Origin of the sequence: Actinoplanes campanulatus (assembly GCF_014647795.1) — a bacterium.
Lineage (GTDB): Bacteria > Actinomycetota > Actinomycetes > Mycobacteriales > Micromonosporaceae > Actinoplanes > Actinoplanes campanulatus.
Genome location: NZ_BMPW01000005.1, coordinates 110,070 through 123,420 on the forward strand (window position 1 = coordinate 110,070; position 13,351 = coordinate 123,420).

The 13,351-nt window shown below is 70.8% G+C and carries 11 protein-coding genes; 5 read left to right on the forward strand and 6 right to left on the reverse strand.

The window, feature by feature from the left end; all coding sequences use genetic code 11:
• Positions 1-86 precede the first annotated feature (86 nt).
• Positions 87-3,083: an HAD-IA family hydrolase gene (locus IEZ13_RS11280; protein WP_183221004.1), complete on the forward strand. Its 2,997-nt coding sequence runs from the start codon at positions 87-89 to the stop codon at positions 3,081-3,083.
• Here IEZ13_RS11280 and IEZ13_RS11285 read toward each other — a convergent pair.
• A complete protein-coding gene (locus IEZ13_RS11285; protein ID WP_183221006.1) occupies positions 3,029-5,977 on the reverse strand; it encodes an Ig-like domain-containing protein in 2,949 nt (982 codons plus the stop codon). The two genes, IEZ13_RS11280 and IEZ13_RS11285, sit on opposite strands and share 55 nt — an antisense overlap.
• Before the next feature lie 122 nt (positions 5,978-6,099).
• Here IEZ13_RS11285 and IEZ13_RS11290 point away from each other — a divergent pair, with 122 nt between their 5' ends.
• The 3 genes from IEZ13_RS11290 to IEZ13_RS11300 all read left to right on the forward strand — a co-directional run bounded on the left by IEZ13_RS11290 (position 6,100) and on the right by IEZ13_RS11300 (position 8,332).
• Positions 6,100-6,702, forward strand: a complete 603-nt coding sequence (locus IEZ13_RS11290; RefSeq protein ID WP_183221008.1) for a YdeI/OmpD-associated family protein — start codon at positions 6,100-6,102, stop codon at positions 6,700-6,702.
• A 73-nt stretch (positions 6,703-6,775) separates the two neighbouring features.
• Entirely contained in the window at positions 6,776-7,537 is a 762-nt protein-coding gene (locus tag IEZ13_RS11295; RefSeq protein ID WP_203833794.1) for a DUF899 family protein, read from the forward strand.
• 102 nt (positions 7,538-7,639) lie between these two features.
• The gene (locus tag IEZ13_RS11300) at positions 7,640-8,332 is read left to right on the forward strand and encodes a nucleotidyltransferase domain-containing protein (protein ID WP_183221010.1); all 693 of its coding nucleotides are present in this window, start codon (positions 7,640-7,642) and stop codon (positions 8,330-8,332) included.
• An 87-nt stretch (positions 8,333-8,419) separates the two neighbouring features.
• Here IEZ13_RS11300 and IEZ13_RS11305 read toward each other — a convergent pair whose 3' ends face one another.
• The gene (locus tag IEZ13_RS11305) at positions 8,420-9,631 is read right to left on the reverse strand and encodes a metallophosphoesterase (protein WP_183221012.1); all 1,212 of its coding nucleotides are present in this window, start codon (positions 9,629-9,631) and stop codon (positions 8,420-8,422) included.
• A gap of 240 nt (positions 9,632-9,871) precedes the next feature.
• Here IEZ13_RS11305 and IEZ13_RS11310 point away from each other — a divergent pair, with 240 nt between their 5' ends.
• Positions 9,872-10,582, forward strand: coding sequence for a siderophore-interacting protein (locus tag IEZ13_RS11310; RefSeq protein WP_183221015.1), 711 nt, complete (start codon positions 9,872-9,874; stop codon positions 10,580-10,582).
• Positions 10,583-10,717: 135 nt separating this feature from the next.
• Here IEZ13_RS11310 and IEZ13_RS11315 read toward each other — a convergent pair whose 3' ends face one another.
• The 4 genes from IEZ13_RS11315 to IEZ13_RS11330 form a co-directional block, all read right to left on the reverse strand.
• Positions 10,718-11,347 carry a DUF5994 family protein gene (locus IEZ13_RS11315; RefSeq protein ID WP_183221016.1) on the reverse strand — a complete coding sequence of 210 codons (630 nt, stop codon included), beginning with the start codon at positions 11,345-11,347 and terminating at the stop codon, positions 10,718-10,720.
• A gap of 145 nt (positions 11,348-11,492) precedes the next feature.
• Positions 11,493-11,684 carry a hypothetical protein gene (locus IEZ13_RS11320; protein ID WP_183221018.1) on the reverse strand — a complete coding sequence of 64 codons (192 nt, stop codon included), beginning with the start codon at positions 11,682-11,684 and terminating at the stop codon, positions 11,493-11,495.
• 124 nt (positions 11,685-11,808) lie between these two features.
• Positions 11,809-12,156, reverse strand: coding sequence for a lipopolysaccharide assembly protein LapA domain-containing protein (locus tag IEZ13_RS11325; protein WP_183221020.1), 348 nt, complete (start codon positions 12,154-12,156; stop codon positions 11,809-11,811).
• A gap of 287 nt (positions 12,157-12,443) precedes the next feature.
• The gene (locus tag IEZ13_RS11330) at positions 12,444-13,253 is read right to left on the reverse strand and encodes a siderophore-interacting protein (RefSeq protein ID WP_183221023.1); all 810 of its coding nucleotides are present in this window, start codon (positions 13,251-13,253) and stop codon (positions 12,444-12,446) included.
• Between the last annotated feature and the right edge of the window lie 98 nt (positions 13,254-13,351).

The window sequence follows — 13,351 nt, forward strand, 5'->3', positions numbered from 1 at the left end:
TGCCATCCGCTGGGGGTGATGGCGCCGGGATCACGAGGGACCATCCTGTCTTTTATGGGAGGTTTTCGTATTATCCGGGGGCCGCGATGCCGGCGTCGGTGACCAAGCGGGACTTCGACGCGGTGCTCTTCGGCCTGGACGGAGTCCTGATCTCGCGTATGCAGGGCACGGCAGACCGGCCGGGCGCCGAGGTCGAGGCGTTTCCCGGATCCATCGCCTGGGTCCGTGAGCTGCGGGAGGCCGGTCTCCGGACCGCTGTGGTCACCGACCACACCGACTGCGCCGATGTTCTGGCCGGCGCGGGCCTGACCAACCTGTTCGACACCGGCGTCGACGGCCGGACCGCGCGGGAAACGGGGCTCTCGGGTGAGCCGGGCCCCGGCATGCTCCTGGAGGCCGCCCGCCGGCTCGGTGTCGCACCGAGACGCACAGTGGTGGTCGAGGACACGGCCGCGGGCGTGGCGGCCGGCCGGGCGGGAGGGTTCGGCCTGGTCGTCGGGGTCGACCGGGACGGGGCCGCGCTCGCCGGAGACGGAGCCGACCTCGGGGTCGCCGATCTCGTGGTCGCCGATCTCGGTGTGTTTCTGGTGGCGGCGACCGACAACGTGCACCGCGCCGGGCCGAGGGAACACCGGCTTCTGGCAGCGAGCCGTCGGCTGGTGGCCGCGGCGGAGGACTATCCGACCGATCCCTGGCGGATCGTCGAGCACGTGTACAACCCCGGCTACATCGAGCAGACCGAGACGCTGTTCGCCGTGGCCAACGGCTTCCTGGGGATCCGTGGCGCGTTCGAGGAGGGCAAGCCGTCCTTCCGGCCCGCGACGCTGCTCAACGGCTTCCATGAGACCTGGCCGATCACCTATCCGGAGAACGCGCACGGCTTCGCCACCACCGGGCAGACCATCGCACCGGTCCCGGACGGCACCGCCCTCCGGCTGTACGTCGATGACGCCCCGGTGACCTGTGAGACGACCGAGGTCCGGGAGTTCGAGCGGGCCCTGGACATGCGCCACGGAGTCCTCACCCGCACGGTCGTCTACCAGCTGGCGGACGGGCGGCGGTTCCGGCTGGTGACCACCCGGTTCGTATCCCTCGTCCAGCGCCACCTGGCCGGCATCCGCTTCGAGCTGACCGCGCTCGACGCCCCCGCCCGTGTCGTCATCTCCTCGGAGATGGTCCTGCACCGTCCGCCGACGGAGACCGCGGCCTTCGACCCGCGGCAGACCCGGGCGCTGGACGACCAGGCGCTGCTGCCCGACGGCGATCACACGGACGGCGTCCGGGTGATCCGCACCTACCGGACGGCGCGCAGCGCGCTGCGGGTGGCCGCCGGGATGGATCACGAGTTCGACACCGAGGTCCTCACCCACGTCCGCACGAGGCTCGAGGACGACCGTGTCCTCGTGGTGTTCGAAGGGGAGGTGCCGGCCGGCCGGCCGGTCACGCTGACCAAATGGCTCGCCTATCACTACGGCCCGGCGACCGACACGGACCTGGACGTACGCGCCGCGGTGACTCTGCACCGGGCGCGAAGCACCGGCTATCCGGCCACGCTGGCCGACCACCAGGACCAGGTCCGCGCGTTCTGGGATCGCAGCGACGTGATCTGGGAGGGCGCGCCGGTGGCCCAGCAGGCAGTGCGTTTCAGCCTGTTCAGCGTCATGCAGGCCACGCTGCGCTCCGAGGGGCACGGGATGCCGGCCAAGGGCCTGACCGGGACCGGGTACGAGGGACACTACTTCTGGGACACCGAGGTGTACGTCCTGCCGTTCCTGGTGCACACCTGCCCCGAGGTGGCGCGCAGCCTGCTCATGCACCGGGTGCGGATGCTCCCGGACGCCCGGCGCCGGGCCCGCGAGGTGGGTTGCGCCGGCGCGCTGTTCCCGTGGCGCACCATCGGCGGCGACGAGGCGTCGGCCTATTACGCGGCGGGGACGGCACAGTACCACATCGACGCGGACATCGCGTACGCGCTCGACCAGTACGTCAGGGTGACCGGCGACACCGATCTGCTGGTCCGGCACGGCGCCGAACTGCTGGTGGAGACCGCCCGGATGTGGGCGCACCTCGGCTTCTTCTCGGAACGCCGGGACGGCCGGTTCGTGATCCACAAGGTGACCGGGCCGGACGAGTACACCACGGTCGTCGACAACAACCTGTTCACCAATGTGATGGCCGCCGAGAACCTGCGTCTCGCCGCGGACGTGGTGGACCGTCTGCGGGTGGAGTCGCCACCGGATCATCGCAGGCTCGTCGACCGCACCGGGCTGGGTGACGAGGAGGTGCGGGTCTGGCGGCGGGCCGCGGACGAGATCTACATCCCGTACGACGAGAAGGCCGGTGTCCACCTTCAGGACGACGGTTTCCTGGACCAGGCCCCGTGGGACTTCGCCGGCACACCGCGCGACCGGTACCCGCTGCTGCTGCACTATCACCCGCTCGTCATCTACCGGCACCGGGTGATCAAACAGGCCGACGTCGTCCTCGCCACGGTCCTGCTCCCGGAGCGGTTCACCGCGGATCAGCGCCGCCGGATCTTCGAGCACTACGACCCGCTGACCACCGGCGACTCCTCGCTGTCCGAATGCATACAGGCGATCGCGGCGGCCGACATGGGCATGTACCGGACGGCGGAGGAGTACCTGATCGATGCCGCGGCCGTCGACATGGCGGACACCGCCGGCAACCTGCGCGACGGCGTGCACATCGCGTCGGCCGGCGGCACCTGGATGGCGCTCGTCTACGCGTTCGCCGGATACCGCTGGCGTCCACCGGTACCCGAGTTCTCCCCGATGCTGCCGACCCGGGCCCGCCGGGTGCGGTTCCCGCTGCGGATTCGGGGGTCGGTGCTCGAGGTCGACATCGCGGAGCAACGGGTCACCTACTCGATACGCGACGGCGAGCCGCTGACCGCCCGGCACCACGGGCAGCAGTTCACCGTCGCCGCTGGATCGCCGGTCTCCTTCCCGGCCGGTACCACACCCACGACGCCGGGCCCGGTTCGTCACCCCGGTGACGAACCGGGCCGTCACAGGCGGGGTTTGAGCAGGGTGATCCGGTTGGCGCCGAGTTCGGTGACGTAGAGGAAGCCGGTGGCGGTGTCCTCGACGAGGTCGAGGGGCTGCCGGAAACCGGTGAAGCCGGGGATGCCGGTCCGGCGGTGGGACAGTGCGCCGCCGGCCGCCACGTCGAAGGTCTGCAGATCCTGGCTCACCGAATAGCGCACGTTGACCAATTTGCCGCGCAGCGCGCCGCCGAACGCGCCGCCCCGATATTCGATGACGCCGTTGGCGCTGGCGTGCAGGCCGGCGTCGTAGGTTCCGGCGAGGTCGAAGTTCGGGTCGGGGGCGGTGCCGTCCGGGTAGTCGGGCACCTCGTAGGGGTTGGCGCCGCCGGTGGGATCGCCGCCCGCCAGCACCCATTCGCAGCGCAGCGGGTTCGGATGCCCGTAATAGCGGCCGGGCTCGACGTCGAAGACGTAGTCGGTCTCCGCGGTCGAAACGCCGGTCAGCGCGGGCACGGACGGCCCGGTGTAGCCGCGCCGCGCGCATGAGGACGGCAGCGTTGCCGGGGTGCCCGGCGTGTTACCGCCCGCGGCCGAGCCGTTCGTCGGCGCGTACAGGTGACCGTTGCTGTGCCACAGCAGATCGAACGCGTTGCGCACGCCGGTGGCGTGCAGGGTCAACGGCACACCCGGGGCGTACGGGTCATAGGCGCCGCCGGAGGCGGTCTTGACGTCGAGCGGCAGGCCGGCCGGAAGGCGCGCCGGGTCGAGACGCAGGATGGCCGCGCTCAACAACTGGTCGGGCCGGTTTCCCCACGTCGAGTCGGCGGCGCCCATCGCGTTGTTGGAACCCTGACTGACGTAGAGGGCCCCGTCCGGGCCGAACGCCAGCGAGTTGGTCTCGTGGTCCTTCACCGAGCGCGGCAGGTTGACCACCACGGACGTGTAGGTGCCGAGGTCGGGGCCGCTGAGCCGGCCGATCCGCCCGGTCCAGTCCGGCACGTTCGAGGTGCCGGTGTACTGGTAGTTGTCGGTGACCCACAGGATCGGGGCGGCCGCGGTGGACGCCGGGTCGAAAGCCATCCCGATGACGGTCCGGTTGGGTTGGCCGGGCAGGTTCGCGGCCGCGGCGTTCACCCGTACCGTATCGATGATCGTCGCGGTGCCGAAGGTGCCGTCGGCGTTGATCGGGAAGCGATGGATCTGGCCGGTGAGCGTTCCGGCGTAGAGGCGGCCGTCGGGCCCTTTGACGACCGAGGTGAACGCCGCTCCGGTGGCCACGCCCTCGGTCTTGTCGAAGGCGATGCCGTCGGCCGGTTCGCCGCCGCCGGTGGCGGTGGTGAAGACCGTCGAGAACGGCAGGAACGCCTTCCCGGTGACGTCGCGGGCGGCGGCAGTGACGGTGAACCGGTACGTGGTCGCGGCTGCCAGCGGCGACGCGGGTGAGAAGTTGACGATGTCGCCGCCGCCGCTGGTGAACGCCTGGCCCGGCACGGGCGCACCGGTGTCGGCGCGAGTCAGGGTCACCGCGGCCGAGGTGAGGGAGGTGGCGTCGACGGCGCCGTTCGGCAGGATCAGATCCTCGACGACGCTGGTCGTGAGGCTGACCGCGGTGGCGAGGTTGGCGGGGGTGCTGGTGCGCACCGACGGCTGGGCGCCGGCCTTCGGCACGCTGACGATGTCGATGTAGTCGAACTTGGTGTTGGTGCCGCCCGCCGGGCTCAGGGTCAGCCTGCCGTCCGTGACGGTCACGGTACGGGTGGCGGTGGCGTGCCGGACGGCGGCGGTCGGCCGGAATTCGGCGATGGCGTTCTGGTCCTCGACGTTGGCCCAGTGGACGCTGTCGGTGGCGGTCCCGGAGTCGCCCACGGCCACCGTGACCTGGTAGGCGCCGGGCGGGACGGTGGCCTCCCAGGCGCCAGGGGTGTGCGATCCGGCGGAACCGGCGGGCAGCTGCGCGTGGATGAGGGTGGCCAGCCGGAGGTCGGCCTGCCCGGCGGCCGGGTTGCGGTTGCGGCCGTTGCCGACCAGGCTCGCCGGGGTCAGCTCGCCCAGGTCGATCCAGCCGTGTCCACGGGCGGCGGTGAACGCCTCACCGAAGTCGCGGACGTAGCCGGCCGGCGGTGCGGTGGCCGTGTCGGAGAAGTTCACCTTCAGCGAAAACGCCTGCGGGGTGGCGCTGACCGTGGTGCTCCGGCCGCCGTCGGCCGCGCGTACCTCGTACGCATAAATGGTGCCGTTGACCACGTCGGTGTCGAGATAGGCGGGCTTGGTGGTCGCGCCGATCCGGGCGCCGTCGCGGTAGACGTCGTAGGAGGCGGCCGTTCCGGTCCAGGTCAGGGACACCTGGCTGTCGCCGGGTGTGGCGGCCAGCGCGGTCGGTGGGTCGACCCGGGCGATGTCGGCGTAGCCGAGTTTGGTGTTGGTGCCGCCGATCGCGTCGATGGTGATCCGGCCGTCGGACACCGGCACGGTGACGGTGTCGGTGCGGTATTCGGCGGCGGCGGTGGAGACGAACCCACTGATCGCCGGGACGCCCTCGACGCGCAGGGTGTGACTGCTGTCGTAGGCGGGCCGGTCCCCCGCCGCGACGGTGACCTGGTAGGTGCCGTTCGCGACGGCGTACTCCCAGGCGCCCGCGGTGAGGGTGCCGGCGGTGCCGCCGACATCGCCGTACTGGAGATGGATCAGCGTGTTGAGCCGGGCGTCGACGCCGGCGCGGGCCCGGTCGCGGGTGTTGGCGGTCAGGTCGAGCGGCACCCGGGCACCGCCGAGACTGTCCTGGCGCACCCACCCGTATCCGCGGGCGTCGGTGAACGCGGCGCCGGTGTCGGACCGGTAGCCGGCCGGCGTGGTGGAGGCGGCCGGCTGGAAGTCGATCCGGTCCACGATGGTCGCCGCCGCGCGGGCGGGGACCGGCGGAAGGAGCGTGAGCAGCAGAGGCGTGACCAGGGCGAGCACTCGCAGGCGCATCGTCGTCCTTTCGCGCCGGGCCCCCGTGGACTCCGGCGCGCCCCACACTCGCATGTGGATGGTCGGCTCTCCGATGCCGAAAAAGACCGTTCCCAGCTCATCCGCTCAACTACCCTGCCGCCATGGGGAAAGCGGAGCTGGAAGAGTTGATCGTCGTCGACGCCGCGGAGCTGCGGGCCTGGCTGGCCGAGCACCACACCACGTCACCCGGGGTGTGGCTCGCCCTGACCAGGAAGGGCGGGACGGTCACCACGCTCACCTGGCAGCAGGCCGTCGACGAGGCCCTGTGCGCTGGCTGGATCGACGGGCAGGCCCGCAAGCGGGACGAGCACTCGTCGTGGATCCGGTTCACCCCGCGTACGGCCCGTAGCTCCTGGTCGCAGCGCAATGTCGGCCATGTCGCCCGGCTGGAGGCGGAGGGCCGGATGCTGCCCGCCGGCCGAGCCGCGGTGGAGGCCGCCCGGGCGGACGGCCGGTGGGCGGCGGCCTACGCCCCGCCGTCGGAGGCCGAGACGCCGGCCGACCTGTTGGCCGCGATCGCCGCCGTCCCGGCCGCGCAGGCCATGTTCGAGGTCCTCACGAAAGCCAACCGGTTCGCCCTGATTTACCGGCTCAACGCCGTCAAACGGGCCGAGACCCGCGAACGCAAGATCGGCGAGTTCGTCGCGATGCTGGCCCGCCACGAGACCGTCTACCCGCAGAAGGCGAAACCCGCCACGGAATGAACACCGCGCGTACCGATGAGTTCGGGGTTGATCGCCGGTCTACCAGGGTGACCCACTGACTCTGGAGGTAACCGTGACCGACACCAAGCCCGGCTATCCGCCCGTCGTCGACCTGGCCACCTGGCAGGCCGCGCGCGACGAGCTCCTGGTCCGGGAGAAAGCACACACCCGGGAGGGCGACGCGATCGCGGCGGCCCGCCGCCGGCTTCCGATGGTGGAATTCGACGGTACGGTCGAGGTCACCGGGCCCGATGGACCGGTGCCGTTCATCGATCTCTTCCAGGGCCGCGACGAGCTCGTCGCGTACAAGCACATGTGGTACGACGGCGCGCCGCACCAGGGGCAGTGCGAAGGCTGCACGAACGCCGCCTGGCATCTGCGGGACGCGGCCTACCTCAACGCGCGCGGGGTCTCGTTCGCGCTGCTGACCACCGGGCGGTGGCCGGAGGTGGCGGCGTTCACCGCGTTCATGGGGTACACGCAGCCGTGGTATTCGGTGCGCGGTGTGGACGGCCCGGTCGGCGGCGAGATGGGCTACCTCACCGCCTACCTGCGCGACGGCGACCGGACGTTTCTCACCTACGCCACCACGGGACGCGGCAACGAGGCGACGAATCCGACGTTCGCGCTGCTCGACATGACGGCGTACGGGCGTGGCGAGGCGTGGGAGGACCAGCCCGACGGCCGTCCCGAGGGGCGCCATCCGTGCTGGTACTGGCGCACGGAGGAGGACGGCAACCCGTCCTGGGGTCCGGCCAGCCGGCCCGTGCCGCAGTGGACCCGGCCCGGCGTGACCGCGGAGACCACTCTCGGCCGCAACGGCCACTGCCACTGACCCAGGAACCGGGAGATAAAGGCTCAACCCTTCTGGCCGACGGGGCAGGCCACCGGCGAATTCGCGTTGCCGGATGGCCTGCTTCGACGGAAGGATGCGGTCATGATCGAGCCCGCGAACATCCTTCTGTCCGGCATCGTCGGCTCCACCGCCTACGGTCTGGCCGGCCCCGGATCCGACATCGACCGGCTCGGTATGTTCGCCGCCCCGACCACCGCCTTCCACGGACTCGCCTTCCCCGACGACTCGGTGGTGTCAAAGAAGCCGGACGCCACCTTCCACGAGGCCCGCAGGTACGCGAACCTCGCCCTCGCCGGCAACCCCACGGTGTCCGAGCTGATGTGGCTGCCCGAACACCTGTACGAGACGCGGCACCCGCTCGGCGACGACCTCATCGCGATCCGCGCCGCCTTCCTGTCCGCGAAACGGGTCCGCGACTCCTACCTCGGGTACGCCACCCAGCAGTTCAAGCGACTCGAAGCCCGCGGCGACGGCTCGTTCTCCGCCGACACCCGCAAGCGCACCGCGAAGCACGCTCGTCACCTGGCGCGCCTGGTACAGGCCGGAACGGGCTTGTATTCGACAGGTCAGCTCCAGCTTCGGGTCGACGATCCGACCTGGATCCACGAGTTCGGCGAGCGCGTGGCAGCGGGAGACGTTGATCTGGCTCGCAAGATGCTCGCTGACGGCGAGGCCGAGTTCGATTCCGCCCACACTCCTCTGCCGATCGAGCCGGACCGGACAGCCGTGGAAAGCTGGCTACGGCGCGTGCGAGCCCACTTCTTCGAAGGGTGAGCAGGCTGACCGCGAAGGCGGTGCCATGACGCTGCTGATGAATCCACGCCGGGACGACACCTGGAATTGCGACCCGGCACCGGATGACTAGCCGATGGACCGGAGGGTCAGCAGGGTGATGTCGGGGTCGGCGCCCACCCGCACCGGCGGCCCCCAGAAACCGGCGCCGTTGGTGACGTACACCGGTGTGCCGTCCACCTCGCCGAACCCGGACACCACCGGCTGCTGCAACCCGACCAGGTAGTCGAAGGGGAACATCTGACCGCCGTGGGTGTGACCGGAGAGCTGTAGATCGACCCCGTACGGGGCGGCGTCGTGCACGGCGACCGGCTGGTGCGCCATCAGCACCACCGGCCGGCTCTGGTCCCGCCCGGCCAGTGTCCTTTCGTAGTCCGGCGGGTCCGCGAACTGGGCGCCGGTGATGTCGTTGACGCCGGCGAGATCGATGGCCCCGCCGCCGTGGGCGATCTCGACGCGTTCGTTGCGCAGCACCCGCAGGTCCAGTTCGGCGGCCGCCTCGGTCCAGTTCTCCGCACCCACGTAGTACTCGTGGTTGCCGGTCACGTAGAAGACCCCGTGCCTGCCACGCATCCTGGTCAGCGGCAGCAGCGAGTCGCGCACCCGGCCGGGTTCCGAGGTGACCACGTCACCCACCACGGCGACCACGTCGGCGTCGAGACCGTTCACGATCTCGACCATCCGCTCCACCTGCCCACTGCCGAGCAGCGGTCCGACGTGCAGGTCGGCCAGCACCGCGAGCCGCAGCCCGTCGGACCGGCGGGCCAGGCGGGCCATCGGAATGTCGTACCGCTTGATGGTCGGCGGCCGGTAGGCGCGGGTCATGCCGAATCCGGTGAGACCCACGGCGACGGCCCCGGCCGTGATGGCCGCTCCCCTGCGCAGCACCAACCGCCGGTCCGGATCGTGATCGGAGTCGGCCACCGGCGTAGCCCGCTCCGCCGGGTCATCCGCGCCGGCGCCCGCCGGAACCGGCGTGGCCCGCTTCGCCCGGATCCGCCGTGCGACGAACACCGGCAACTCGAGCAGCCACAGCATGACGAGCAGGTAGAACATCAACGCCAGCCACACGAAGCCGGGCAGCGTCAGCCAGCGAAGCCCGGACGGAAGCCGGTCGCCGACAGCCATGGTGGCGAGGAAGACCACCAGGGCTCCGCCGATCGCCGCCGCCCCCACCCGCCGCCACCGGCGGGACAGGGTGGTGTCCCGCACAAGCCGGCGCCACAGGTAGAAGTGGAGCAGGCCGGCCAGCGCAAAGGCGATGATGATGAAAACGAACACGTGGTTCCTTCCAGCGGCAGCCTCGAACGGTAGGCAGAGTCGCTCCCGCCGGCGAGGCCACCACAGCCGGTTCTCAGATTTCCCGCGCCGTCAACGGACAGGCGGAGAAGCCGGGACGTCTGCGGTGACTCCTCCTCAGAGTCGTATGGAGATCCTTAAGTACCGTCAGGCCCGGACGGGCTGGGTCTCGGTGCCGATCTCGCGGCATCGACGTCCCCACCCCACTCAGAAGGAGCCCCGATGGGGATTGCGACCCGCTTGAAGGACATGGCCGAAGCCGCCCTGCTGACCGAGGCCGAGATAACCAACATCAACCCCACAGGCGACGATTTCGTACGGATCAGCTTGCGCTCGCCGGCGTTGCAGTCGGTGCGATGGACCGCCGGGACCAAGGTCCAGGTCCGCCTGCCGGGCGACGGCTGGACCATGCGCACCTACACGCCCCTGTGCTGGGACGCCGCGGACGGGCGGACCGAACTTCTCGCCTACCGGCACGGCCACGGCCCGGCCAGCGCCTGGTGTGGACAGGTCGAAGCCGGTGACAGCATCCGGTTCATGGGACCACGCCGATCCATCGACGCACCCGCCGCCGACGAGCCGGTCCTGTTCGTCGGCGACGAGTCCAGTGTGGCGCTGGCCTGTGCCTTCGCCACCACGGGCGCGGCCGTCACGCACCTGTTCGAAGCAGCACGCCCGGCCGCGCTCGCCGGCACTCTGGCCGAACTGGAACCGGCACTGGACGCCGACGTGTGCGGCACCGACGACCCGGCCGGCCTGCTCGACCGGTTGCGCACCCTCGCGGCGGCCATGCCCCGCCCGTACCGGCTGGTCGTGACCGGCGACGCGGCCACCGTGCACACCGTCCGGCGCGAGGTACGCACCTGGTCCACACCACCGGCGAAGGTCACCGGGAAGGCGTACTGGGCGGCCGGCCGCACCGGCCTCGACTGAGCTCGGCGCCCAGCGCCCGCCACCGCTCCGGAACCGTCGGGCTCGACCTCAGCGAGGCCCCGCCCCTTGCGATGGGGGTGGATGGACGCCGGTCACGCGTTCCGATGCCATCCACGGGGGCCGGGGCTCAGCGGCCTATCGACTGCGCTGTGACGCATCGACCATCTCCTCCGTTCCCGGCCGACCGTCCAGCCCACGTGGCCGGCGACGCGGGGCGTGACTCGGCTTCGACCGGTCACGCCCGGCCGGCTCAGGCACCTTGTGCTCTGCCGGGGCATGCCGGCCGCCGTCGGTTTCCCATGCGTCCTCGGGTGCGTTGTCGACGGCTGCTCGGGGGGCTGGTGTACCGCCTGCGGGGATGATGTTCTGGGCGTGGACGGAGTTGCTGGTGGTGGCGGCCAGGATCATCGCCGTGTCGGCGGTGCCGCTTGCGGTGTCGGGTGCGACGACGAGCAGATCGACGCGTTCGTTGCGTTCGCAGATCGCGGTCAGCAGGCTGAGCGGTTGACTGGTGAAGTAGCCCAGCCGGAGCACCCTGCCGTGCATGCTGAGGCGGCGGGGGTGGTGGTCCCAGCCTCCGGCTGCCAGCACGAGCCGGGTGACCGGGCCGCGAATCTTGTCGATGGCCAGGACCAGGCCGGGTAGCTCCGCGATGGGATCGGTGCTGCGTGGCCACCAGGCACCGTCGAGCAGGGTGCGTCGGGAGCCGGTGGGTTCCAGGCACAGCCGAGGAACGGACGGTGGCGTCGCCGAGACGATGGTCATGTGTGCGTCGGTAGTCGTGATTTTCATGGTCGACTCCTTTCGCCTGCCGCCGATGTCACCCACGGGTCAATACCGGCGGCGGGCTGGGTGTGCTGGTCCGAAACAGGGCGTTGCTGACGCACGTGCGATGAGCCGCCAAGTTGATCTAATGCGGGATCATGAGCGTCTTGGCGGGGTGACGTCGGGTAGCTCGGTTCACCGCGGCGACGGCGGCGGAGCCGGGTTTGACGAAGCGGCCGGCGGTGCGTTGGTTTCGCCAGCGACCTTCGGCCATGAGTACGGATGGCGGCGTCACCGAGACGATGGTCATGTGTGCGTCGGTAGTCGTGATTTTCATGGTCGACTCCTTTCGCCTGCCGCCGATGTCACCCACGGGTCGAAAACGGCGGCCGGCTGGTGGGTGTGTGCTGGTCCCGAAGGGGTGCCGAACCCGGGGTGTCGGTCCAGCGGCGCTGGTCCTGCTACCGGCGCTGGTGGGAAAGGCGGCGTAGCTGGGCGATCCGGACCGTGCCGACCACCATGGTCAGGATCGCCGCGCCGACTGCAGCGATCAACAGCGCCAGGGCCAGCGGCAGACTGCCGCCCATTCCCAGGAAATTGACCTGCACGCTACGGCTGTTCTGCCCGATGAAGACGATCAGCACCACGGACAGCAACGCGGCGGCACAGATGCCGGACCACGTAGCACCCGCGCGAGTGCGGGGCACCCGACCCGTCGGCGACGCCGCGGGCGCGACACCCTCGGCCTGCGGCGGCGAGGCCGCGGAATGAGCAGAGGGGATTCGAGTGTGGAGCCGGTCGTCGAACATGACATCCCCTGAGTGGTGGGCCGGTGTTGGCGGGCACCTCAAGGACGGATGTCGTCGATTCCGGGATACCTTCATCGTACGCCTGTTCGGCCGGAACGGCCCGCCGTGTCGGCTGCTGATCCCCAACCTCTGATCAACAGGCACCCGAGCCTCGACCGGCTCGCCGACATCCCGCATGCCGGCGAATTCGGCGAGCCAGGCCTCGGCCAGGTGACGTTCGGCGACGGCGACCTTCTTCGGCGTGCAGGCGGTCGAGGACCGCCCGCACCCGGCAGTCGGTGAGCGGATCAGTCGTCCCCGTAGTCGTGGTCGGGGTGGTCGGCGGCACCGAGCCGCCAATAGCCGCGGGTGATCAGGGCGGACGGGGCGACACCACGGGCCAGCAGGGTCCGGCGGATCCGGCGCATGGCCGACGCCTCACAGGCGACCCAGAACTGGGTGGCTCCGGTGATCGGCGCCCGTTCAGCCGCCGCATGCAGGCCGTCGCCGAACCCGTCCGCGCCCGGCCGATGGCGCCATGCGACCGTCAGATCGGCCTTGCTGAGCAGCGGGATCTCGTCGGCCGGACCGGCCGCCTCGACATGCACGTGGGCGCTCGCGGAGGCGGGCAGGGTGTCGAGCAGACAGCCGATGGCCGGCAGGGCACTCTCGTCACCGGCGATCCACCAACGTGGGGCGTCGAGGTCGGCCACGAACCGGCCACCCGGCCCACCGAGCGCGATCCGGTCCCCGGGCTTCGCCCGGCCCGCCCACTCCGACGCCGGTCCCTTCCCGTGCAGCACGAACTGCACCTCGAGGGTGCCGGCCACCGCGTCGTACGCCCGCGGGGTGTAGGTCCGCATCGCCGGCCGCGCCACGCCCTCCGGCCACACCCGTCCCTCCGGCGTCACCGTCGGCATCACCGGCGCGTCCTGACCCGGAGCGGGCAGGAACACCTTGATGTGCGAGGTCGGCGCCGCAGCCTGGAACCGGCTCAGATCCGCCCCGCCCAGGTGCACCGACACGAGTCGCGGCGTGATCCGGTCGACCCGGACCACCTCGACGAGCTGCGGCGCCGGCCGGCGGCGGCCACCACCGCGGCGAGGGCTGTCGTCCATCGTTGTTCTCCCTGCCTCTGCCCCACACCTCCAGTGTGCGGTCACGATATGTCGCGATAGTTAATGTGTCAACGATCAGGTGGGCCGGCGACGACTCC